General features: G+C 65.8%; 25 protein-coding genes and 1 tRNA gene. 16 read left to right on the forward strand and 10 right to left on the reverse strand.

Going from position 1 to position 22110, the window contains the following annotated elements:
* The first annotated feature begins 20 nt into the window (after positions 1 to 20).
* The 4 genes from trmD (at position 21) to ABCN56_RS16350 (ending at position 2450) form a co-directional block, all read left to right on the forward strand.
* Entirely contained in the window at positions 21 to 854 is an 834-nt protein-coding gene (trmD, locus tag ABCN56_RS16335) for a tRNA (guanosine(37)-N1)-methyltransferase TrmD (protein ID WP_343081886.1), read from the forward strand.
* A gap of 51 nt (positions 855 to 905) precedes the next feature.
* Positions 906 to 1289, forward strand: coding sequence for a 50S ribosomal protein L19 (rplS, locus tag ABCN56_RS16340; protein WP_343081887.1), 384 nt, complete (start codon positions 906 to 908; stop codon positions 1287 to 1289).
* 11 nt (positions 1290 to 1300) lie between these two features.
* Positions 1301 to 1522, forward strand: coding sequence for a 50S ribosomal protein L31 (gene rpmE, locus ABCN56_RS16345; protein ID WP_343081888.1), 222 nt, complete (start codon positions 1301 to 1303; stop codon positions 1520 to 1522).
* A gap of 118 nt (positions 1523 to 1640) precedes the next feature.
* The gene (locus ABCN56_RS16350; protein WP_343081889.1) at positions 1641 to 2450 is read left to right on the forward strand and encodes a division plane positioning ATPase MipZ; all 810 of its coding nucleotides are present in this window, start codon (positions 1641 to 1643) and stop codon (positions 2448 to 2450) included.
* Here ABCN56_RS16350 and ABCN56_RS16355 read toward each other — a convergent pair.
* Positions 2447 to 2623: a hypothetical protein gene (locus tag ABCN56_RS16355; RefSeq protein WP_343081890.1), complete on the reverse strand. Its 177-nt coding sequence runs from the start codon at positions 2621 to 2623 to the stop codon at positions 2447 to 2449. The genes ABCN56_RS16350 and ABCN56_RS16355 overlap by 4 nt on opposite strands.
* Before the next feature lie 370 nt (positions 2624 to 2993).
* Here ABCN56_RS16355 and ABCN56_RS16360 point away from each other — a divergent pair, with 370 nt between their 5' ends.
* Complete coding sequence (locus ABCN56_RS16360; RefSeq protein ID WP_343081891.1) at positions 2994 to 3428, forward strand: hypothetical protein; 435 nt, start codon at positions 2994 to 2996, stop codon at positions 3426 to 3428.
* 91 nt (positions 3429 to 3519) lie between these two features.
* On the opposite strand, the gene ABCN56_RS16365 is transcribed toward ABCN56_RS16360, so the two are convergent.
* The 4 genes from ABCN56_RS16365 to ABCN56_RS16380 form a co-directional block, all read right to left on the reverse strand.
* A tRNA-Arg gene (locus tag ABCN56_RS16365) sits at positions 3520 to 3596 on the reverse strand.
* 82 nt (positions 3597 to 3678) lie between these two features.
* Positions 3679 to 5112: a sensor histidine kinase gene (locus ABCN56_RS16370; protein WP_343081892.1), complete on the reverse strand. Its 1434-nt coding sequence runs from the start codon at positions 5110 to 5112 to the stop codon at positions 3679 to 3681.
* A 20-nt stretch (positions 5113 to 5132) separates the two neighbouring features.
* A complete protein-coding gene (locus ABCN56_RS16375; protein WP_343081893.1) occupies positions 5133 to 6548 on the reverse strand; it encodes a dihydrolipoyl dehydrogenase family protein in 1416 nt (471 codons plus the stop codon).
* Positions 6545 to 7282 (reverse strand): TVP38/TMEM64 family protein, encoded by a 738-nt coding sequence (locus ABCN56_RS16380; RefSeq protein WP_343081894.1) that lies wholly within the window; start codon positions 7280 to 7282, stop codon positions 6545 to 6547. The genes ABCN56_RS16375 and ABCN56_RS16380 overlap by 4 nt, the downstream gene beginning before the upstream one ends.
* A 282-nt stretch (positions 7283 to 7564) precedes the next feature.
* Here ABCN56_RS16380 and rpmH point away from each other — a divergent pair, with 282 nt between their 5' ends.
* The 8 genes from rpmH to yihA all read left to right on the forward strand — a co-directional run bounded on the left by rpmH (position 7565) and on the right by yihA (position 14389).
* Positions 7565 to 7699 (forward strand): 50S ribosomal protein L34, encoded by a 135-nt coding sequence (rpmH, locus tag ABCN56_RS16385; RefSeq protein WP_343081895.1) that lies wholly within the window; start codon positions 7565 to 7567, stop codon positions 7697 to 7699.
* A gap of 23 nt (positions 7700 to 7722) precedes the next feature.
* Positions 7723 to 8151 carry a ribonuclease P protein component gene (rnpA, locus tag ABCN56_RS16390; RefSeq protein ID WP_343081896.1) on the forward strand — a complete coding sequence of 143 codons (429 nt, stop codon included), beginning with the start codon at positions 7723 to 7725 and terminating at the stop codon, positions 8149 to 8151.
* Complete coding sequence (yidD, locus tag ABCN56_RS16395; RefSeq protein WP_343081897.1) at positions 8148 to 8381, forward strand: membrane protein insertion efficiency factor YidD; 234 nt, start codon at positions 8148 to 8150, stop codon at positions 8379 to 8381. The genes rnpA and yidD overlap by 4 nt, the downstream gene beginning before the upstream one ends.
* Before the next feature lie 36 nt (positions 8382 to 8417).
* Complete coding sequence (gene ttcA, locus ABCN56_RS16400) at positions 8418 to 9296, forward strand: tRNA 2-thiocytidine(32) synthetase TtcA (RefSeq protein WP_343081898.1); 879 nt, start codon at positions 8418 to 8420, stop codon at positions 9294 to 9296.
* Positions 9297 to 9372: 76 nt separating this feature from the next.
* Entirely contained in the window at positions 9373 to 10911 is a 1539-nt protein-coding gene (locus ABCN56_RS16405) for an EAL domain-containing protein (protein WP_343081899.1), read from the forward strand.
* 207 nt (positions 10912 to 11118) lie between these two features.
* Positions 11119 to 12987, forward strand: a complete 1869-nt coding sequence (gene yidC, locus ABCN56_RS16410; protein WP_343081900.1) for a membrane protein insertase YidC — start codon at positions 11119 to 11121, stop codon at positions 12985 to 12987.
* The gene (locus ABCN56_RS16415) at positions 12984 to 13742 is read left to right on the forward strand and encodes an MOSC domain-containing protein (protein ID WP_343081901.1); all 759 of its coding nucleotides are present in this window, start codon (positions 12984 to 12986) and stop codon (positions 13740 to 13742) included. Before yidC ends, ABCN56_RS16415 begins: the two co-directional genes overlap by 4 nt.
* Complete coding sequence (yihA, locus tag ABCN56_RS16420; protein WP_425466115.1) at positions 13742 to 14389, forward strand: ribosome biogenesis GTP-binding protein YihA/YsxC; 648 nt, start codon at positions 13742 to 13744, stop codon at positions 14387 to 14389. Before ABCN56_RS16415 ends, yihA begins: the two co-directional genes overlap by 1 nt.
* 10 nt (positions 14390 to 14399) lie before the next feature.
* On the opposite strand, the gene ABCN56_RS16425 is transcribed toward yihA, so the two are convergent.
* On the reverse strand, positions 14400 to 15140 hold the full coding sequence (locus ABCN56_RS16425; RefSeq protein WP_343081903.1) for an SDR family NAD(P)-dependent oxidoreductase: 741 nt from the start codon (positions 15138 to 15140) through the stop codon (positions 14400 to 14402).
* A 140-nt stretch (positions 15141 to 15280) separates the two neighbouring features.
* On the opposite strand from ABCN56_RS16425, the gene argB reads away from it, so the two are divergent.
* From argB to ABCN56_RS16440, 3 genes are read left to right on the forward strand one after another with little or no spacing between them, the layout of a single operon-like run.
* Complete coding sequence (gene argB, locus ABCN56_RS16430) at positions 15281 to 16159, forward strand: acetylglutamate kinase (RefSeq protein WP_343081978.1); 879 nt, start codon at positions 15281 to 15283, stop codon at positions 16157 to 16159.
* 44 nt (positions 16160 to 16203) lie between these two features.
* Complete coding sequence (locus tag ABCN56_RS16435) at positions 16204 to 16809, forward strand: ferredoxin (protein ID WP_425466117.1); 606 nt, start codon at positions 16204 to 16206, stop codon at positions 16807 to 16809.
* Positions 16806 to 17321 (forward strand): SixA phosphatase family protein, encoded by a 516-nt coding sequence (locus tag ABCN56_RS16440; protein ID WP_343081905.1) that lies wholly within the window; start codon positions 16806 to 16808, stop codon positions 17319 to 17321. The genes ABCN56_RS16435 and ABCN56_RS16440 overlap by 4 nt, the downstream gene beginning before the upstream one ends.
* A gap of 12 nt (positions 17322 to 17333) precedes the next feature.
* Here the strand turns inward: ABCN56_RS16440 and ABCN56_RS16445 are convergent, their stop codons facing one another.
* The 4 genes from ABCN56_RS16445 to ABCN56_RS16460 all read right to left on the reverse strand — a co-directional run bounded on the left by ABCN56_RS16445 (position 17334) and on the right by ABCN56_RS16460 (position 22025).
* Positions 17334 to 18128, reverse strand: a complete 795-nt coding sequence (locus ABCN56_RS16445; RefSeq protein WP_343081906.1) for an amino acid ABC transporter ATP-binding protein — start codon at positions 18126 to 18128, stop codon at positions 17334 to 17336.
* A gap of 10 nt (positions 18129 to 18138) precedes the next feature.
* Entirely contained in the window at positions 18139 to 19548 is a 1410-nt protein-coding gene (locus tag ABCN56_RS16450) for an amino acid ABC transporter permease (RefSeq protein WP_425466118.1), read from the reverse strand.
* Positions 19549 to 19594: 46 nt separating this feature from the next.
* Complete coding sequence (locus tag ABCN56_RS16455; protein WP_343081908.1) at positions 19595 to 20872, reverse strand: amino acid ABC transporter permease; 1278 nt, start codon at positions 20870 to 20872, stop codon at positions 19595 to 19597.
* Positions 20873 to 21008: 136 nt separating this feature from the next.
* Entirely contained in the window at positions 21009 to 22025 is a 1017-nt protein-coding gene (locus ABCN56_RS16460) for an amino acid ABC transporter substrate-binding protein (RefSeq protein ID WP_343081909.1), read from the reverse strand.
* Positions 22026 to 22110 lie beyond the last annotated feature (85 nt).

The following is a 22110-nucleotide window of genomic DNA, read 5'->3' on the forward strand; positions in this document are numbered from 1 at the left end:
CGGCAGGGGATCGTTGCACCATGACAGAGAAGCCCGCGAAGTCGCATGGACGGCTGTCCGTTTCCGCCTCGCTCAAGCCGCGCGAGCTTATGACGCCGGCGCCGCGGCTCAGGGGCGCATGGACGGCGCGGATCATCACGCTCTTTCCGGAGGCATTCCCCGGCCCCCTGGGCCTGTCACTGACCGGCAAGGCGCTTCATGAAGGGCTCTGGGCGCTGGAGACGATTGACCTGAGGACCTTCGGCGAAGGCAAGCACCGCAACGTGGACGACAACCCGGCGGGCGGCGGCGCAGGCATGGTGCTGCGCGCCGACGTCGTGGGCCGAGCCTTCGACGAGGCCGCGATCGGCACGCCGATCGACCGCGCACGCTGGCCGGTCATCTACCTCTCCCCCCGCGGCAAGCCCTTCGACCAGGCCATGGCCCGACGGTTGTCACAGGCCGAGGGGATGACGCTTCTCTGCGGACGGTTCGAGGGCGTCGACCAGCGCGTGCTGGATCATTACGCGGTCGAAGAGGTCTCTCTCGGGGACTTCGTCCTGACGGGCGGAGAGATCGCGGCAATGGCCTTGATCGACGCGACCGTTCGCCTTATACCCCGCGTGCTCGGGAATCAGGCGTCCACCGAGGAGGAATCCTTTTCGGACGGGCTTCTTGAACACCCGCAGTACACTAGGCCCACCGTCTGGCAAGGCCGCGAGATACCGGAGGTTCTTCTGTCCGGTCATCACGCGAAGATAGCCGGCTGGCGGAAAGCCGAAGCCGAGAGGCTTACAAAGGAACGACGACCTGACCTCTGGCGGGCGTTCCGTGCCAAGCACGGAACGGACCCGGAAGAAGACCAAGAGCTCTGAGGTGTCACCCATCTTCGCGGAATAACCGCGAGCAGAGGAAAGGACTACGCGATGGACATTATCGCGAAACTCGAAGCCGAGCAGATCGCCGCTCTCGGCAAGTCGATCCCCGACTTCAAGGCGGGCGACACGATCCGTGTCGGCTACAAGGTGACGGAAGGCACGCGCTCGCGCGTCCAGAACTACGAAGGCGTCTGCATTTCCCGCAAGGGCGGCAACACGCTGTCGGCTTCGTTCACCGTCCGCAAGATTTCCTTCGGCGAAGGCGTGGAGCGTGTGTTCCCGCTTTACTCGACCAACATCGACTCGATCGAGGTCGTCCGTCGCGGCCGCGTCCGTCGGGCCAAGCTGTACTACCTGCGCTCCCGCCGCGGCAAGTCGGCCCGGATCGCCGAGGTCACCAACTACAAGCCCAAAGCTGGCGCTGAAGCCTGAGGAGCCGGATCATGAAAAAAGATACCCATCCCGACTACCACATGATCGACGTCAAGATGACGGACGGCACCGTGTTCCAGGTTCGTTCGACCTGGGGCAAGGAAGGCGACCGGATGGCGCTCGACATCGACCCGACGTCTCACCCGGCCTGGACCGGTGGCTCGCAGAAGCTGATGGACACCGGCGGCCGCGTGTCGAAGTTCAAGAACAAGTACGCCGGCCTCGGTTTCTGAGGTTTCGGCCCTTCCCTCCGGAAGGTCTGCTTTATAGCGTCAGGGCGCGCCGGGAACGGCGCGCCTTTTTCGAATCCCCGGGGCTGGGGCCGGGGAGCAAGGATACGGGGACGAACGCTTGGCGCATATCATCGTCGTGGGGAACGAGAAGGGCGGGTCCGGAAAGTCGACGACCTGCATGCATGTGGCGACGGCGCTTCTGCGCATGGGGCACCGCGTCGGCGCCCTCGACCTCGACCTGCGGCAGCGCAGCTTCGGCCGCTACATCGAGAACCGCCAGGCAGAAGTTGTCCGGGAGGGGCTCGAGCTTCCCATGCCCGACTACCGCGAACTGCCCGAGGTCGATCCGGCCACGCTCAGCCCGGGCGAGAACGCGCAGGACCACCGCATCTCGGCGGCGGTGGCGGAACTCGATGCCGTATGCGACTTCATCGTGATCGATTGCCCCGGGTCGCATACCCGGCTCTCCCAGGTTGCCCATTCGCTTGCCGACACGCTCATCACGCCGCTGAACGACAGCTTCATCGACTTCGACCTCCTGGCGCGGATCAATCCCGACACGGGCCGGGTCACCGGGCCGTCGATCTATGCCGAGATGGTCTGGAACGCGCGCCAGCTCCGGGCGCGGGCGGGGCTGAAGCCGATCGACTGGATCGTGCTTCGCAACCGCCTCGGCGCGCAGCAGATGCATAACAAGAAGAAGGTGGGTCAGGCGCTTTCGGAACTGTCCCGCCGGATCGGGTTCCGCGTCGCGCCCGGCTTTTCCGAGCGCGTGATCTTCCGGGAACTGTTCCCGCGCGGCCTCACGCTGCTCGATCTGCGCGATGTCGGGGTGGGGAACCTCAACATCTCGAACATCGCCGCGCGCCAGGAAGTCCGTGACCTCTTGAAGGAACTGAACCTTCCGGGCGTGCGGGTGGATTTTTAGGCCGCCTTGCGGGAGCTGAAGACGCTTCTGCGCCCTGCGTTGGCCGCGCGCGTCAGCGGCCCACAGGCCAGCACCGCGACGGTATCGAGACGCCGGGCGAAGGGATCGCTCGGGTGAAGCTCCACATCCCCGCGACGGCCAAGAATACCGAAGAATTTTGCTGCGAGTTTCATCGGATTGCCCTCCAATATGTCCGCTCCGTTGTAATGACGTTCGCCAATACGAAGGGCCAAACTATGGCAGACAGCGGGCGATGCCGTGCCGATGTCGCGCGGCCGGTCGACAGACCGTTTTGACAGCTGCGACAATCGCGGGGCGGGTCACGGCCGTGGAATCCGGCGCCGCGGCCCGGTCCCGCCGGGCGGCTTCTTCCTGTCGCTGACAAGTCCGGGTTGCCCCGAATTCGGGCAACCGCGGTTTCCGGACCGGCGAGTCCGGAGCGCGGGGGGATAATCTTTTGCGAGAATCCCCACCGCGTGATAACCAGATGTAACAAAAGAGTTTTGCGTTGGATGTGTGTTATCGATCTTGGGAGGATAAGCTGTGAAGAAAAACTCCGTCTTTTCGTTGGTGTCCGTTGCCGCATTCGGCGCCGTGGCCGCTCTGGCATCGCCGGGTTTCGCCCAGGACAGCAGCTTCAACCTTGAGCTCAACACGGCCCGCGAAGTGAACGGCGGCTGCAGACTGACCTACGTGGCCACCAACAACATGGGCGTCGAACTGGAGGCGGCCTCCTACGAAGTCGCCGTGTTCGACAAGGACGGGGCGGTGTCCCGGCTTCTCATCCTCGAATTCGGCAAGCTGCCGGTGAACAAGACCAAGGTCGTGCAGTTCGACCTCGCTGAGGATTCCTGCGGCAACATCTCCCGCCTGCTGGTGAACAGCGTTGCGGAATGTTCGACGGCGGGCGGAGCCCAGGAGGGCTGCATGGAAGCGCTTGCGACGTCCTCGCGCACGGATATCGCGTTCGGGCTCTGAGCGGGCCCGACTGGAATACAGCCTCGGGAAATGGCGGTCCGACACGTCGGACCCTTTCGGGCTATCCGCATTCCGTTCGATGAGAGGGGAATGGCGCGCCCGAAGAGATTCGAACTCCTGACCCCCAGATTCGTAGTCTGGTGCTCTATCCAGCTGAGCTACGGGCGCGTGGGGCGGCATTTAGCCCCCGTGGCGGGGCAATGCAAGGGCGAAAACGAAATACTTTCGAACCCGACGTTGCTTTGCCCGCTCAGGCACCCACCGCCGGCGTCGCATCGGGGGCGGGAGCATGATCCGCCGCGCCCACGGTCTTGGGCAGATGGAGCATGAACTCCGTCCCTGCCGCGTCGGAGCGGACGAGCATGAGCGTTCCGCCGTGGCCCCGCACCAGTTCGGCAGCGATGGCGAGGCCGAGACCCGTGCCGCCCTTCCTGCCCCCGGACTGGAACGCCTGGAAAAGGTGTTCGCGCGTCTTCTCCGGCAGACCGGGGCCGGTATCGCCGACGCGGATCCACCATTCCGATTCGTCCTCGCCCGCGCCGATCTCGATCGTGCCGGGTTCACCCGTCGCCTCGATCGCCTGGCGGGCGTTTCGGACAAGGTTCGTCAGCACCCGGTAAAGCTGTTCCTGATCGGCCCGAATCGCGAAGTTCGGGGGCACGTCGATGACGAAGTCGATATGCGCGGCATTGGCCGAGAGGCGTTCGCTGTCCACGACGTCGGAGACGAGGCCCGAAAGCATGAAGCGCCCAAGCCGCGGCGGCGGCTCCTCGGCCTTGCCGAAGGCCAGTGTCGCCTCGCAGAGGTTCACCGCGCGGCTGATCGAACCGACGAGCTTCGGCGCGGCACGCTGGACGGCCGGGTCCTTGCTTGCCTCCATCCGGTCCGCGAAAAGCTGAGCCGTGGTCAGGATGTTCCTGAGGTCATGGCTGATCTTCGCGAGCGCGCCGCCGAGTTGGGCGAGACGCTCCTTCTGCTTCAGCGCGCCTGTGAGCTGCTTCTGCATCATCTGAAGCGCGTCCTCCGCCTCGCGCAGTTCCGCGACGCGGGCCTTGGGCTCGATGATGCGTCGGGCGTCCTCCGGCGCGTCGGCATAGGCCGACATGTGGCGCACCACCCGCTTGATCGGCGTGACGAGAAGGCGCTGGACGGCGAGGAACAGCAGGAACGCGGTCACGACCGATATCACCGCCGAAAGCAGCAGGATGCGGATGCCGTAGGCGATCATCTCGTCGCGCAGCGGTGCCGTCTCCATCGTGACTTCGATGAGAAGGCCGGCCCTCTTCACCGGGTCGCCGATCACCCGGATCACCTGGTTCTCAGGGTCGATCAGGCAGGCGAGTGCATCGCGGATGAGCTCCCATTCCCCCGCATCGCGCAGGTCATACGTGGCCTGGATCGGCGCGGGGATCGGCGAGGACAGGACGAGCTGGCGCACCTGGTCGCGGCGAAGGACGACGTTGAAGACACCGGCATTGGAGAGAAGTTCGGCCTCCAGTTCGGGCGCGATCATCTCGTCGGTTGCCAGAAGCGCGAGCGAGGCAAGCTGCGCACGCTCGAGGCGCGAGAGCAGGTAGTCCTCGCGGAAACGCGCCACGGAGGGCACGAAGATCAACACCTCGGCCAGCATGACGAACGCCGTCGTCAAGAGGAGGAACCGGCCGGAGAGGGTATTGAAGAACATATGGCCCCTTCGCGGGTGGCTCAGGGAATAAACCTTTGCACGAAACCCACCACCCGTTTCACCCAAGGATTATCAAAGAGTTTGGGCGTAAAATAGGTACTCGCGGCGCGTTTGGAAGCCTCCGACAGGGTCGGATAGGGAAGAACAGTGTTGGCGAAGGCAGATAGTTTCAGCCCGTTCGCCATCGCCAGGGCCCACGGGGCGATCAGTTCCCCCGCTTCGGGGCCGACGATGGACACCCCTACCGGACGGCCGCCGACCGCCATGACCTTCACCATGCCCTCGGTGCGGGCCGTGGCCTGCGCCCGGTCGTTGGCGGAGAGCGGCGCGCGGAGAACGGTCAGCTTGTCGCCATGGCGCTTGCGCGCCTCGGCCTCCGTCAGGCCGACATGGGCCAGTTCGGGATCGGTATAGGTCGCGCGGGGGATATGGTCGTGGCGAGCCCTGGCCGGCAGCCCGAGCACGGCGGAGCGCACGACGACGCCCGCGTGATAGCCCGCGAGATGCGTGAACTGGCCCCGCCCCGCCACGTCGCCTATCGCGTAGATGCGGCGGTTCGTGGTGCGGAGCCGCGCGTCTGTTCTGATACCCGACTTGTTCGTCTCCACGCCGGCCGCGTCGAGGTTGAGGCTTTCGGTGTTCGGCACGCGCCCCGCCGCGACCAGGAGATGGGTGCCTTCGAACGTCCGCCCACCCTCGACCTCCACCCGGATCGCGCCGCCCTGACCCGTGACGCTGGCGACCTTCGCGCCCGCGACGATCTCGACCCCCTCGGCCCGGAGCCGGTCCAGAAGGATCGCGGCAAGCTCCGGGTCCTCGCGGTTGAGCACGGTCGCGGCCTCGATGACCGTGACCTCGCAGCCAAGGCGGCGGTGCGCCTGGGCAAGCTCCATCCCGATCGGGCCGCCGCCGATGACGAGAAGCCGCGCCGGACGCTCGCGAAGCGACCAGAGGGTTTCATTGGTCAGATACGGCACGGTCTCGAGCCCCGGGATCGGCGGCACGAAGGGGCGCGAGCCAGTGGCGATCACGAAACGGCGGGCGGTGATGACGGCGTCGCCAGCGGCGAGATCCGAAGGCGAGGTGAACCGCCCCCAAGCGCGGATCACGCGGACCCCGAGGCTCTCGAAGCGCTCCTGGCTGTCATGCGGCGCGATGGCGGCAATGGTCGCCTCGACATGTTCCATCGCGGCGGCATAATCGGCTTGCGGCTCGACGCGCGTCACGCCGAAGCGGGCGCCGGAGCGCTGCGCCTCGGCGGCGGAGGCGAGCAGCGCTTTCGAAGGCACGCAGCCCGTGTTCAGGCAATCGCCCCCCATCTCCGCACCCTCGACGAGGACGGCGCGCGCGCCCATCTGCGCCGCTCCTGCGGCTACGGACAGGCCACCCGAACCCGCCCCGATCACGCAGATGTCGGCCTTGATGCGTTCGGTCACAGCGCCCTCCCTCGCAGCGCCTTCAGCACGATTGGAAGCGCCGCAAGGGCCGCGAGTCCAAGAATCGGCAAGAGGATGTGCGGCGCAAACACGATGTCGAGGTCCGGCGTTTCCCCGGCAGCGAACACCTCCGACAGGCCCGCGCCGAGCGAGGTGAAGACCAGCGCGCCGGGGATGATGCCCAGCGCGGTCGAGACGATGAAACGGAAGAGCGGCACGCCGAAGAGCGCCGGAAGCAGGTTCGCCACGAAGAAGGGCACGATCGGCACGAGGCGGATCAGGAACAGAGCCTCCCACTGGTTGGCGTCGATCGCCAGCTTCACCTGCTTCACCCGGCCCTCGGAGTCGTCCATCCGCTGCGCCAGGCGCTGCCCCGCGCCCCATCGCGCTGCAAGGAAGATCAGCGTGGCGCCAATCGTGGCCGCCAGGATGTTGAGCGGCGTGCCGGCCGCCGTTCCGAAGAGGAAACCGCCCGTCATCGAGGTGATTCCCGCCCCCGGCAGAGACAGGGCAACCACGGCGACGTAGGTGAGGACGAAGGCCAGCGCCGTGGCGAGGTAATTCGCGTCGCGGAAGTCGAGGAGCGCGTCTCGGTGCGCGCTGAGCGTATCGAAGCTCAGGACATCGCGCAGAAAGACCGCGCCCAGCGCCGCGGCCGTCACGATCACGGCAAGCGGAAGGTGGCGCAGGAGACCCGCGCGCTTTTCGCCGTTCTTGCCGTCCGCCCCGTCCATGGGATCCCGCTCTTCCTTGAAAACACGTCACGAAGATGCGCTGCCCGCCGTCCCAAAGCCAGCCGCATCACGCCGCCTTGATGCCGGGTGAGCCCTTTGCGACACGCAGGCGGGGCGGCTGTAACAATTCCCGCGCCTCGCCTTTACGAAGGGCGGAAATGTTGCAGAAAAAACTCTGCGCGCGAATTGACTTGGGTCGGAAGCGCGTCTAAAGACCGGGCTTCGAATGATCGCGGTGCTCGAATCCTTCCGGTTCGCGCCGCGCCTGACGGAGATGGAACGATGAAGCGCACCTATCAGCCCTCGAACCTGGTTCGCGCCCGCCGCCACGGGTTCCGTGCGCGCATGGCGACGAAGGGCGGCCGCAAGGTCCTTAACGCCCGCCGCGCCAAAGGCCGCAAGGTTCTTTCGGCCTGAGGGCCGCAAGCACGGCTCACGGCATGACACCGCCGGAGGCGCCCGCGGAAGGTCTTCAAGACCAGAAGGCGGGAATGGCCCCGGCGGTTTCCGTTTGTCTGGAGGTTCTGCGGCGGCGCGGAGATTTCGTGCGCGCATCGCAGGCCCGACGGCAGGGCACACCGGGATTTCTGCTTCAGGCACGGGAGCGGCGCCCCCACGAGGCGGCGCCAGATACAATCCGCGTGGGCTTCACGGCATCGAGGAAGATCGGCAACGCCGTGATCCGCAACCGCGCCAAAAGGCGCCTGCGCGAGATCGCGCGTGCGGTCCTGCCCCTTCACGGACGGCCCGGCTGGGACTATGTCCTTGTGGCGCGCCCAGAGGCCACGGTCACTCGCGATTTCGCCGCGATGAACGCGGATCTCATTCGGGCGCTCGGCCAGATCCACGGGAGCCGGGACAAGCAATGACGCCCCTCGCCCATATCGTCGCCCTGCCCGTTCGGGCCTACCGGCTGATCCTTTCGCCTTGGGTCGGGCACGGCTGCCGGTATCAGCCGACCTGCTCGGCCTACGCGCTGGAAGCGCTGGAAAAGCACGGCGCGATCAAGGGCAGCTGGCTGGCGGCGCGCCGTATCGGCCGCTGCCACCCTCTGGGTGGATCGGGCTATGACCCGGTGCCGCCGAAGAAGGGCGACTGACTTCCCCGCGCTCGCGCGATCTGGCATAGGACGCCCATGCTCGACGATCTCGACGATATCCACCCGCTGTTCCACGGCGCGCCGACCTCCACGGAGTTCAAGAAGCTCCGCAAGCGTATCGTGCGCGAGACGCGGGAAGCGATCGAGCAATACGGGATGATCGAGCGCGGCGCGCGCTGGCTCGTCTGCCTTTCGGGCGGCAAGGACAGCTACACGCTTCTAGCCGTTCTGCACGAGTTGAAGTGGCGCGGACTCCTGCCGGTCGAGCTTCTGGCCTGCAACCTCGACCAGGGGCAGCCCGGCTTCCCGGCGACCGTTCTGCCGGAATTCCTCGAACGGATGGGCGTGGCGCATCGCATCGAATACGCCGACACCTATTCCATCGTGACCGAGAAGGTGCCCGCGGGGCGGACCTATTGCGCGCTCTGCTCGCGGCTCCGGCGCGGCAACCTCTACCGCATCGCGCGGGAGGAGGGCTGTTCGGCCGTGGTGCTCGGCCACCACCGCGACGACATCCTCGAGACGTTCTTCATGAATCTCTTCCACGGCGGTCGGCTCGCGACGATGCCGCCGAAGCTCGTGAACGAGGACGGCGACCTCTTCGTCTACCGCCCGCTCGCCTTCGTGGCCGAGGCAGATTGCGAACGCTTCGCGCGCGCGATGAACTACCCGATCATCCCCTGCGATCTCTGCGGCAGCCAGGACGGGTTGCAGCGCCAGCAGGTCAAGCAGATCCTCGACGGATGGGAGGCGCGTAGCCCCGGTCGGCGGCAGGTCATGTTCCGCGCGCTCATGAACGCGCGGCCCTCGCATCTTCTGGACCCGGCCCTGTTCGATTTCGCAGGGCTCGAACGGAGCGCGGCAGTTAAGTCGGATTTTAGCGATAATCCCCCGATCCTTCGGGAAACCGATTAACCCATAGATGACCACTTCGCCCTAGCCTTCCGGGAAACCGGCGGCTCTCGGCCGCCTCCATGCGGAAGGTTCGCCGATGTCGGATGGGAATGCGCGGAGAGAGATCGCGGGTGGCCGGTTCGCCCTGTTCCGGCCGGAGTTCCTTGTCTTCCTGCCCGCCCTCGCGCTTGCCCTTCTCTGGTACGGTCCGGGCGGCCTGGCCCTCGCCTCGGCCTGCGCGCTGCCGACGGTTTATCTTTCGACGCGCCAACCCACTCAGAAAACGCCCGCGATCGAACTCCCCCGTGACGGGGTGACGGACCTTCCGCTTCGCGCCGCCGCGATCGCCGCGCTGGATGCGGCATTCGCCGCGGCACCGAACACGGGCAGGACCACCGCCTGCCTCGTCGCGGGGATCGACGAGGCGGACGACCTGGTCCGGAAATTCGGGGAAGGGGCTTTGACCCAGGCACTGCAACGGACGGCGGAACGGCTTTCGGCCGCCCTGCGCGGGGCAGACCTCGTCGTTCGGCTCGACGGCGCGCGCTTCGGGGTGGCGCTTGCACCGGTCCGGCGGGCGGACCTGGAATCGGTGATCCAGCTTGCCGCGCGGCTCCAGTCGGCGGCCGAGGCGCCCTTGTCGATCGATGCGGCAACGGTCTATCTGCGGATATCGGTCGGGTTTTGCCTGGCGAACAGGTCACCAGGTCCCAGCGGCGTGGCAATCCTTTCGGCAGCGGAGAGCGCGATGGACGAGGCGCAACGCTGCGGGCCGGGGGCGATTCGCGCCTTCTCTGCCGAGGTGCAGGCGGCAATCGCGGCGCGGGCACTGCTTCAGGACGAGGTCGAGGACGCGCTCGAAGACGGGATGATCCTTCCCTATTTCCAGCCCCAGCTGTCCAACGACACCGGAGCGGTTTCGGGCTTCGAAGCGCTGGCGCGATGGATGCACCCGAAACGCGGGCTGCTGCCCCCGTCCGAATTCCTCCACGCGATCGAGACAGCCGGGCTGTCCTCCCGCCTTTCGGAAGTCGTGCTGTTCCACTCCTTCTCGGCGCTCAAGGCCTGGGACAGGGCGGGGCTGAAGGTGCCTGCGGTCGCTGTCAACTTCAGCCGGGAAGAGCTGCGGAACCCAAAACTTCCCGAGAAACTGAAGTGGGAGCTTGACCGTTTCGATCTCGAGCCGGAGCGGCTGGTCGTCGAGGTTCTCGAATCCGTGGTGGCGGAGTCCGCCAACGACGTGATCGTGCGCAACATCGCCGCGCTCGCCCAGCTGGGCTGCGGCATCGATCTTGACGATTTCGGCACCGGGCATGCCTCCATCGCCAGCATCCGCCGCTTCGACGTGGACCGGATCAAGATCGACCGCTCCTTCGTGACGCGGGTCGACACGGACAAGGGGCAGCAGGAGATGGTTGCCGCGATCCTCTCGATGGCGGAAAGGCTGGGCCTCGCGACACTGGCCGAGGGGGTGGAGACGATCGGCGAACACGCGATGCTGGCGCAGCTTGGATGCAGCCACGTCCAGGGCTTCGGGATCGCCCGGCCGATGCCCTTCGAGGGCACGATCGGGTGGCTCGAACGACACCGCACGAAACTCCAGGCGACGCCAAGCGTCGGCCGGCGCACGGGTTGAGCGTGGGTGACACCCCGAGGCCGCTCCCGTCGAGCCGACGTGGGTGCGAAAACCGCGCCGATGGCCGCGCCGGGAAGGCGGCGAAGGCTTGTCTGCAAGCTCCTCGCGCCCGGCCGGCTCTGGGCGCGGACCTGAAAACCGCTTGACCTTTGCCCCTCCGTTCTGTTGAACCTGCCGGGAAATTTGCTGGCCAGTGGACCTCCCCTCATGGACGATCAGAACAAGAACCTCATCCTTGCGACGGTTCTCTCCTTCCTCGTGATCCTGGTCTGGTACACGCTCTTCGCTCCGGATACGCCTCCGGTCGACACGACGGCGCCGGCCTCCCAGTCGCAGACGGCAGAAGCCCCGGCCGCGCCGCCGGTCCCGACCGCGCCGACGGAAGTCACGGCCGGCCCGACCACGGACACGACGGCAACCGAGCTCGCGGCCACGCCGCGCGTGAAGATCGACACCCCGCGCCTCGAAGGCTCGATTTCGCTCCTCGGCGGACGTATCGACGACCTGCTTCTCAAGGACTACCGCGAGACGCTCGAGCCTGATTCCGCCAATATCCGCCTGCTCGCACCGGTCGGAGGCACCGAAATCGGCGCGGCGAAACCCTATTACGCGGTCTATGGCTGGCTTCCCGCCGGCGGGCTCGACCGCAAGCTCCTGCCCGACCCGAACACGGTCTGGACGCTGACAGAGGGCGACACGCTCGCGCCCGGCAAGCCCGTCACGCTGACCTGGGACAACGGCGCGGGCCTCGTGTTCAGCCGCAAGGTGGCGGTCGACGCCGACTATCTCTTCACGATCACGCAATCGGTGGAGAACCGCGGAGCGGCGCCTGTCCGGCTCGCCCCCTACGGCATCGTCGCCCGCCACGGCCAACCCGAGTCGAAGAACTTCTTCGTGCTGCACGAGGGTCTCGTGCGGATGTCGGACGGCAAGCTCGAAGAGACCAAGTACAAGGACATCCCGGACCTCGATGTCGCCGAACGCGAAGGCGTTCCCGCGAATGTGATCGACGTCGCCGAGAACGGCTGGATCGGCTTCACGGACAAGTACTGGATGGCGACGCTCGCGCCGAACCCCGGTCAGGCCTTCACCTCGGTCGTGAAATACGTCCCCGGCGCCGACATCTACCAGACCGAGGCGCGGCTTCCGGTGATGGATGTCGCCCCCGGCGCAACGGCTAGCGTCGACACGATGCTTTTCGCTGGCGCCAAGGAATGGGAGACTATCCGCGATTACGAGACCTCGATCGGGATCGCGGGCTTCATCGATTCGATCGACTGGGGCTGGTTCTTCTTCCTCACGAAGCCGATCTTCTGGGTCCTGCACTGGCTGCATGGCTTCATCGGCAACATGGGCTGGTCGATCATCGCGCTGACCTTCATCATCAAGGCGATCGTCTTCCCGCTGGCGCGGAAGTCCTACGTCTCGATGGCGAAGATGAAGGAGCTTCAGCCCGAAATCGAAAAGCTGAAGGAGCGCGTCGGCGACGACCGCCAGAAGATGCAGCAGGAGATGATGGCGCTCTACAAGAAGGAAAAGGTGAACCCCGCCGCGGGCTGCCTGCCGATCCTTCTGCAGATCCCGATCTTCTTCTCGCTCTACAAGGTGATCTTCGTCACGATCGAACTGTATCACCAGCCCTGGATCGGCTGGATCCACGACCTCTCGGCGCCGGATCCGACCTCGATCCTGAACCTCTTCGGCCTCCTGCCGTTTGCGACGCCGGAGCCGGGCTCGATCTTCTTCATCTTCTCGCTGGGCATCCTGCCGATACTCCTCGGCATCTCGATGTGGTTCCAGCAGAAGCTGAACCCTGCACCGACCGACCCGACCCAGGCGGCGGTCTTCGCCTGGATGCCCTGGATCTTCATGTTCATGCTTGGCGGCTTCGCCTCGGGTCTCGTGCTCTACTGGATCGCGAACAACACGATCACCTTTGCGCAGCAATACCTGATCATGACGAGCCACGGCCACCGGCCCGACCTCTTCGGGAACATCCGCAAGAGCTTCTCCCGCAAGGGGGCCAAGACCGAGGCGCCCAAGAAACCGGAAAAGCCCAAGGGCAAGGCGAAGTGACACCGTATCTGGCGCATATCATCCGCCACCCGATCAAGTCGCACGGACGCGAGGAACTCGCGTCCGTCGTGCTTTCTGAGGGGGCCTGCCTGCCCTGGGACCGGCGTTGGGCCGTCGCACACGAGGCGGCGAAGATCGACGCGGATGCACCGGAATGGGTGCCCTGCGCGAACTTCTCGCGCGGAGCGAAGGCGCCGTCGCTCATGGCGATCGACGCCCGGCTGGACGAAGAGCGGCGGACGATCACGCTGACCCATCCCGGCCGCGCGCCGATCACCTTCCGTCCCGACGACGCGACGGACACCGAGCGGTTCCTCGACTGGGTGCGGCCACTCTGCCCTGCCGATCGCGCGCAACCGGCGCGGATCGTCTCGGTGCCGGGTCGGGGCATGACCGACACGGACTATCCCTCGGTCTCGCTCATCAACCTTGCCTCCAACGCGGTCCTGGGCGGCGCCATGGGCATGAAGCTTTCGCCCTATCGGTGGCGAGGAAACCTCTGGCTCAGCGATCTCGCTCCCTGGGAAGAGTTCGACTGGATCGGGAAACGCCTGCGGATCGGCGGAGCGATCCTCGAAGTCGTCGAACCGATCATCCGCTGCAAGGCGACCTCTTCGAACCCGGAAACGGGCGTGATCGACGCGGACACGCTGACCGCGCTCCGCAGCCTTCGCGGAGAGCAGGAATTCGGCGTCTATGCCCGCGTCATCTCGGGCGGGACCATTGCCGCGGGCGATCACCTGGAGGTGCTGTGATGGAGGTCGCGTTTCCCCTAGCGCCCGAACCGTCGGACGAGTCGAGGGAAGCCGGACGTCTGCTGTTCGCGGGGCAGATCGACTTCCTGAAAGGCGTCGTCGCGATGGATGGCCTGCCGCCCGCGGACCGGGTAGAGGTCTGCTTCGCCGGGCGCTCGAATGTCGGGAAGTCGAGCCTCATTAACGCGCTCACGGGGCGCAAGAGCCTCGCCCGCGCTTCGAACACGCCGGGCCGGACGCAGGAAATAAACTATTTCACCGCCCCGAACCTCTACCTGGTGGACCTGCCGGGCTATGGCTTCGCCGAGGCCCCCGTCGCCGTGGTGGCCAAGTGGCAGGCGCTGCTGAAGGCATACCTGTCCGGCCGCCCGACGCTGCGCCGCGCCTTCGTGCTGATCGACGCACGGCATGGCGTGAAGAAGGTGGACGAGGAGATTCTGACGCTTCTCGACAAGTCGGCCGTCAGCTTCGAGGTCGTGCTGACCAAGGCCGACAAGATCGGCCGGGCGGAGCGGGAGCGCGTCTTGGCGCAGGTCCGCAAGGCGTTGCAGAAGCACCCGGCCGCCTATCCCGAGATCGTGGTGACCTCGTCCGAAAAGGGCGAGGGCATCGAGACGCTCCGCGCGATCATCGCCTCTCTGGAGTGAGGCGCCCGGCCTAGACGTGCTGGCCGGCGTTAACCTCGATCTCGGTGCCGGTGACGTAGCTCGACGCGTCCGAGCAGAGGAACCAGATCACGTCGGCGACCTCGCGCGGTTGGCCGAGGCGCCGCAGCGGCAGGCTTTCAACGATCCTTTCCGTGCCCGGAGAGAGGATCGAGGTTTCGACCTCGCCCGGCGCGATCGCGTTCACCCGCACGCCGAGCGGGCCGAAGTCATAGGCCATCTCGCGCGTCAGCGCGGCCAGCGCCGCCTTGGAGGTCGCGTAAGCCGCGCCCGCGAAGGGGTGGACGCGGCTTCCGGCGATGGAGGTGACGTTGACGACCGAGCCCTTCGCGGCGGAAAGCTCGTCCTTCAGTCCACGCGCGAGGACGACGGAGGCGAAGAAGTTCACGTGGAAGACATGGCCCCAGGTCTTCAGGTCCGTCTCCAGCGTGTTCAGGCGCTTGCCGTCCGGTCCCTTGGGCGAGATCCCGGCGTTGTTCACCAACGCATGGAGCCTGCCGTCGATCTTCGAACGGATCACCTTGATCGCCTCGATCGTCTTGTTGGGGTCGGCGAGGTCCAGCTGGATGTGATCCTCGCGCCCGCCTCCCCAAGGGCAGTGTTCCGAAAACGGCTGGCGCGAGCAGGTGATGACCCGCCAGCCCTCGCGCGCAAAGCGCTTGACCGTCGCGTGACCGATTCCCCGGCTCGCGCCCGTCAGGACCATGACCTTGCCTTCGCCGCTCTCTGCCATTCCGGCCTCCATTCCATCCCGCCAGAACCTATCCCAAACGCGGGCGAAGGCAACGGCGCGCGCGGCCCTTGGCAGGGCGCGCGGGACCGACTATCACAAAGACCTTCCTTGGGGGACGTGAAGGGATGAGACAGCAAAAGATGGACCGCGACTGGATTGCCACCGCCCGCACGCTTTCCGAGGCGTTGCCCTACCTTCAGCGCTACACAGGCGCCGTGGTCGTCGTGAAGTTTGGCGGGAACGCCATGGGCGACGAGGCCGCAATGGCGGAATTCGCGCGCGACATCGTGCTGATGCGCCAGGTCGGCGTGAACCCGATCGTCGTTCACGGCGGCGGGCCGATGATCAACGACATGCTCAACAAGCTGGGCATCAAGTCGGAATTCGTGCGCGGCAAGCGCGTCACCGACAAGGCGACCGTCGAGGTCGTGGAGATGATCCTGTCCGGTCTCGTGAACAAGCGGATCGTGCAGGCGATCAACGACCAGGGCGGCCGCGCTGTCGGAATCTCCGGCAAGGACGATGACCTCATGGTCTGCGAGGCCGACGACCCGGAACTCGGGTTCGTGGGCAAGCCGGTCGAGATGAATGTGCAGGTGCTGCGCGACCTCTATAATGCCGGGATCATTCCGGTCGTGGCGCCGGTCGCCACGGGCCGCGAGGAGAACGAGACCTTCAACGTCAACGGCGACACCGCCGCAGGCGCAATCGCCGGGGCCCTGAAGGCCGACCGCCTCCTTCTTCTTACGGACGTTACCGGGGTGAAGGACGAAACCGGCGCCGTCGTCACCCAGCTTACGCCCGCCGACGTGAAGGCGCTGACCGACAAGGGCGTGATCGCCGGCGGCATGATCCCCAAGACGGAAACCGCGTTGGCCGCGCTGGAAAAGGGCGTGCGCGCGGTCGTCATCCTCGACGGACGGCAGCCCAATGCCTGCCTGCTGGAGCTTTTCACCGATCACGGCGCCGGAAGCATCATCCGGTCGACCGAGCCGCGCGTCAAACCGCGCAGCCAGTGACGACGATCGAAGCCATCGGAGGGCTGGCCGCCGCGCAATCACTGATGATTGCGGGGGGGTTCCATCCGCGCGCCGACGACGGGCTGGAAGGCGTCGGGACGCTGCTTCTGCTTTCGCCGTCGGAGCCGGGGTTCTGGGCCCATCTCAAGGCCACGCCGGAATGGGCCGACGGCGCGCCCGACCCGCTCGACCGCTGGTCGAAGCGGGTCATCGACAAGATCGCGGCGGATGTCGGGGCGAAGGCGCACTATCCCTTCGGGGGGCCGCCCCATGCGCCCTTCTATTCCTGGGCGCTGCGGTCCGAGCGATGCTGGGCCTCTCCCGTCACGCTTCTCGTCCATGCCAGGATGGGGCTGTTTGCGTCGTTCCGTGGCGCTCTGGCGCTGGATCACCGGCTCGAGTTGCCGCCCGCGCCTGCGACGCCCCCCTGCGCCGCTTGCGAAGACAAGCCTTGCCTTCGGGCCTGCCCGCCGCGCGCACTGACCGAGGCGCAATACGATGTCGCCACCTGCCACGGCTTCCTCGACACGGGGGCCGGATCCGACTGTCTGACGCAAGGCTGCGCGGTGCGCCGCGCTTGCCCCGTCAGCCAAAGCTATGGCAGGCTTTCCGAACAGAACGCCCATCACATGAGGCTTTTCCACACATGATACCTGAAGGTCACCGGCGTCTCATCCTGACGCGGCACGCGAAATCCTCCTGGGACGACCCGACGCTGGACGACCACGAGCGGCCCCTCAACCCGCGTGGCCGGGCTGCGGCGAAGGAACTGGGCGAATGGCTCGCCTCCCGTGGCTACCTGCCGGACCAGATCCTCTGCTCGACCTCGCGGCGCACGGCGGAGACCTGGGACAGCGTCGCCGCGGCCCTGCCCGAAGCGCCCGAGCCGGAGATGTCGGCGGCGCTCTATCATGCCGGGCCGGACCTGATGCTGAAGGTGCTCAAGGCCGCGGTCGGCGCATCCGTCATGATGCTGGGCCACAATCCCGGCATCGGCGAATTCGCCGGGATGCTGCCCGCCGAACGGCCGCACCACCCGGACTTCGACCGCTACCCGACGGCGGCGACGCTTGTCGTGGATTTCCAGATCCCGGCCTGGGGCGACGTCGCGCCCCGGCTCGGTTCGGTCCTGGATTTCTTCGTTCCGTCGACGCGGGGCTGAACGCCCCACGTATCAGTGGCCGAGAATCTGGCTCAGGAACAGCTTCGTCCGGTCCGACTGCGGATTGTTGAAGAATTCCCGCGGCTCGTTCTGCTCGACGATCTGGCCCTGGTCCATGAAGACGACCCGGTTCGCCACGGCCTGGGCGAAGCCCATCTCGTGGGTGACGCAGAGCATCGTCATTCCTTCCTCGGCCAGCTCGATCATCGTGTCGAGCACTTCCTTGATCATCTCGGGGTCGAGCGCCGAGGTCGGCTCGTCGAAGAGCATGATCCGCGGTTTCATGCAGAGCGACCGCGCGATCGCCACGCGCTGCTGCTGACCGCCTGAAAGCTGGCCGGGATACTTGTGAGCCTGCTCGGGGATCTTCACCTTTTCGAGGAAATGCATCGCGGTTTCCTCGGCTTCCCGCTTCGGAATCTTGCGCACCCAGATCGGGGCGAGCGTGCAGTTCTCGAGGATCGAGAGATGCGGGAAGAGGTTGAAGTGCTGGAACACCATCCCGACTTCGGAGCGCACCTTGTCGATGTTCTTCAGGTCCGAGGTGAGTTCCGTCCCGTCCACGACGATCTGGCCGGACTGATGCTCCTCCAAGCGGTTGATGCAGCGGATCAGCGTGGATTTGCCCGATCCAGAGGGGCCGCAGATCACGATCCGTTCGCCCTTCATCACCGTCATGTTGATGTCGCGCAGGACGTGAAACGCCCCGTACCACTTGTTCATCCGGGTGATCTGGATCGCGACCTCGTCCGACACCTGCATGTGGCTGCGGTCGATCTCGCGGTCGATGGCATGTGGGTCCGACATGAGGAGCTCCTTAACGGTGTTCACGCTTCAGCTTCTGTTCGAGGTACATCGAGTACCGCGACATGCCGAAGCAGAAGGCGAAGAATATGGCGCCGACGAAGATGTAGGGCTCCCAGTAGATGCCCTTCCACGCAATGTCGGAGCGGACGACCTGGGTCACGCCGCGCAGCGGGTCCATGAGGCCCACGAGCGACACGAGCGTCGTGTCCTTGAAGAGGCCGATGAACACCGAGACGATCCCGGGGATCGAGATCTTCAGCGCCTGCGGCATGACGATCAGCCGCTGCGCCTTCCAGTAGTCCAGGCCGAGCGCGTCCGCCGCCTCGTACTGGCCGCGCGGCAGGGCGGCGAGGCCCCCGCGCACCACCTCGGCGAGGTAGGCCGCGGCGAAGATCGTGACCATGATGATGACGCGCAGGATGATGTCGAAGGTCGTGCCCGGCGGCAGGAAGTAGTTCAGCAGCAGCGACGCGGTGAACAGGAGCGTGATCAGCGGCACGCCGCGGATCGCCTCGATGAAGCCGACGCAGAGCGACTTGATCAGGAACATGTCCGACCGCCGCCCCAGCGCAAGAAGGATGCCGAGCGGCAGTGACCCCGAAATCGCCGTGACGCCGATCACGACGGCAAGGAGGAAGCCCCCGAACCGGTCGGAATCGACGTGCTCCAGCCCGATCGGCAGAAGCCCGTTCACCTGTGCAGCGACGCTGCCCGACAGGAAGAGCCACCAGAGCACCGTCGCGAGGAAACCGATCGACGTGGCCATCACGGTGCCAAGGCTGCCCGCCAGCCGGTAGGCGAGAACACCGACCGCCACGCCCGCAAGCGCGAAGACCGGCGTCCAGACGGACCCACCCCAGAGCAGCCAGAAGGTGAGCGCCGGATAAAGCGGCGTGAACCACAGAAGCCGCTTGGGCGCGAACCAGGCAAGGGCGCCGAGCGCAGCAAGAGAGGCAGCCGCGACGAATTTCGCGACCGGGTGCCCCTCATGCGGCAGGAAGTAGACGAGGAGCAGCACCGCGACCGTACCGACGACGACACTGCAGGTCTTGCGGTTGCCGAAGTAGAGCACCGGGGCCAGCGCCACGAAGAGCAGACCGAAGGCGAAGGTCGGACGCCAGTATTCCTCGGGCGGGTAGAAGCCGAACAGGAATTGGTGCCAGCGCTCTCTCAGCATCGCCCAGCAGGCGCCGACAGCGCCTTCGCCGTAGTTGCTGGTCACGATCTCCTTGCATTCGTGCAGGGAACTCGCGTTCCAGACGGAGTGCCGGAACCAGGGCCAGGCGGAAGAGACCATGTAATAGATCACGGTCAGCCCGATCAGGGTGAGGATCGTGTTGACGGGTCCGGAGAAGAGGTTTTCCCGCAGCCATTTCACGACACCTGCCTCGCTGGCGGGCGCCGGCTGTTCGGCGATCATCTCCCTGCGGACGAACGGAGCGGAGGCGTTGGTCTGATCGCTCATCTCAACGCTCCTTCAGCCGGATGGCGTGGTTGTAGATGTTGATCACCGTCGAGATCATCAGGCTGAGGACGAGGTAGATCAGCATCATCAGAAGCATGCACTCGAGCTCCCGCCCGGTCTGGTTCATCGTGATCCCGCCAAGCGTGCCCTTGATGTCCATGTAGCTGACGGCCGCGGCGAGCGAGGTGTTCTTCGTCAGGTTGAGGTACTGCGAGATCAGCGGCGGGATGATGACGCGGAGCGCCTGCGGGAGGATCACGAGCCGCATCGTCCGCCCCGGCCGCAAGCCCAGCGCGGAGGCGGCCTCGGTCTGGCCCTTGGAAACCGACAGGATGCCGGCGCGCACGTTCTCGGCGATGAAGGCGCCGGTATAGAGCGAAAGCGCGAGCCAGAGCGCCGTGAAGGAATGCAGCACCTGGATGCCGCCCACGAAGTTGAAGCCCGCGAGCTCGCCATAGCCGAGGTAGAAGCCCAGCGCGTAGAGGGTGAGGATCGGCGGGCCGAGGATCAGGAGGATGCTCTTCCACCAGGTGACCGGTCTTATGCCGGTGGCCTCCTGAACGCGTTGCGCGTGTCGGACGAGCGCGCGATTCGCGAAGACCCCGGCCGCGATGGCCGCGAGGAAGGCGAGAAGGTCGATGCTGATCAGGAAGATGCCGATGTCGATATTGCCGAGGCTCCGCGTGAACAGGGGCTCCGGGATAACCGCCGAGCGGTTTGTTATGACGATCGAATCGAAGAAGAACGGCGATGCCTTCGGTGCCTCGCCGGCCGCGATCATCTCGTCCGTGACGCGGAAATCACGTGGCGACGGCGTGGTTTCGGTCAGGATGACGAAGATCAGGAGGATCCAGAGCAGCACGGGAATGTTGCGGAAGATCTCCACGTAGACGGTCATCATCCGCGAGATGAGCCAGTTCCGGGACAGCCGCAGGATCCCCGCGAGCACGCCGACGACCGTTGCGAGGATGCAGCCCAGAACGGCGACGAGGAGCGTGTTCAGAATCCCGATCAGCAGCGCCCGTCCGTGGGTGCTGTCGTTCGTGTATTCGACGAGGCGCTGGTTGATGTCGTAACCCGCCCGGGTCCAGAGGAAGCCGAAGTTGAAGTCCTTGTCGACGGCGGCGAGGTTCTTCGCCGTATTGTCCAGAAGCCAGACCAGCCCCAGAACGAACAGGATGAGCACGAACACCTGGATGGTGATCGACCGATACCTGGTATCATAGATGAGCATGCTCGGCCGGAATCCGGCCTTGGGCGCGTCAGATGCCGTCGCCATTCTGAACCTCCCCTACCCCGCGCACCGCCGGCCCTTTTTCTTCTTGGGCCAGTTCTTGCCTTGCGCGATCCGGTCTTTGTCCTTCGATGCACGAAGGGCGCGTCCCGTGGGGCGCGCCCTTCGCTTCAGGCATATGTCAGCGGAACGGCGGCGAGTAGATCAGGCCGCCCTGCGTCCACTGCGCGTTCAGGCCGCGCGCCAGACCGATCGGGGTGCTTTCGCCGATGTGGCGGGCGAAGATTTCGCCGTAGTTGCCGACGGCGCTGATGGCGCGGATCGCCCAGTCGGCGTCAAGCCCGAGCATCGCACCCAGGTCGCCCTCGACGCCGAGAAGGCGCTTCACTTCGGGGTCCTGGCTGGAGCTGGCCACTTCGGCCACGTTGGTCGAGGTCACGCCCTTTTCTTCCGCGGTGACGAGCGCGAAGAAGGTCCAGCGCACGACGTCAGCCCAGTTGTTGTCGCCGTGGCGGACGACCGGGCCAAGCGGTTCCTTGGAGATGATCTCGGGAAGGATGATGTGGTTTTCCGGGTCGCCCATGGCGGCACGAGCGGCAGCGAGGCCCGAGGCGTCGGTCGTGAACGCGTCGCAGGCGCCGGTCATGTACTGGCGCTGCGCCTCCGCGTCATCGACCACGGAAACCGGGTTGTAGCTCATGTTGTTCGCCTTGAAGTAGTCGGCGAGGTTCAGTTCGGTCGTGGTGCCGGTCTGAATGCAGATCGTCGCGCCGTCGAGTTCCTTCGCCGAGGCGACGCCGAGGTCCTTCTTCACCATGAAGCCCTGGCCGTCGTAGTAGTTGACCGCCACGAAGTCGAGTTTCAGGTCGTTGTCGCGGGAGTAGGTCCAGGTGCTGTTGCGCACCAGAAGGTCGACTTCGCCCGAAGCGAGCGCCGTGAACCGGGTCTCACCGGTCGTCGGAACGTATTTCACCTTCGACGGGTCGCTCAGGACAACCGCCGCGACCGCCTTGCAGAGATCGACGTCAAAGCCCTGGTAGTTGCCGTTCGCGTCCGGCGCACCGAAGCCGACGAGGCCGGTGTTCACACCACAGATCAACTCGCCTCTCGCCTTGACGTCGTCCAGCGTCCCAGCAAACGCCAGCCCCGACGCGAGACCCGCCAGGGCCAGCGTGCCGAGAAATACGGATTTTTTCATGCTTACCTCTTCCTGAGTTTCCGCCTTCCATAGGCGTTTATCTTTGGCCCCGGACGATCGACAGCGGTCGGTGCCAGGGAGTTCC

It is taken from the genome of Ostreiculturibacter nitratireducens (genome assembly GCF_032670585.1).
GTDB lineage: Bacteria > Pseudomonadota > Alphaproteobacteria > Rhodobacterales > Rhodobacteraceae > Ostreiculturibacter > Ostreiculturibacter nitratireducens.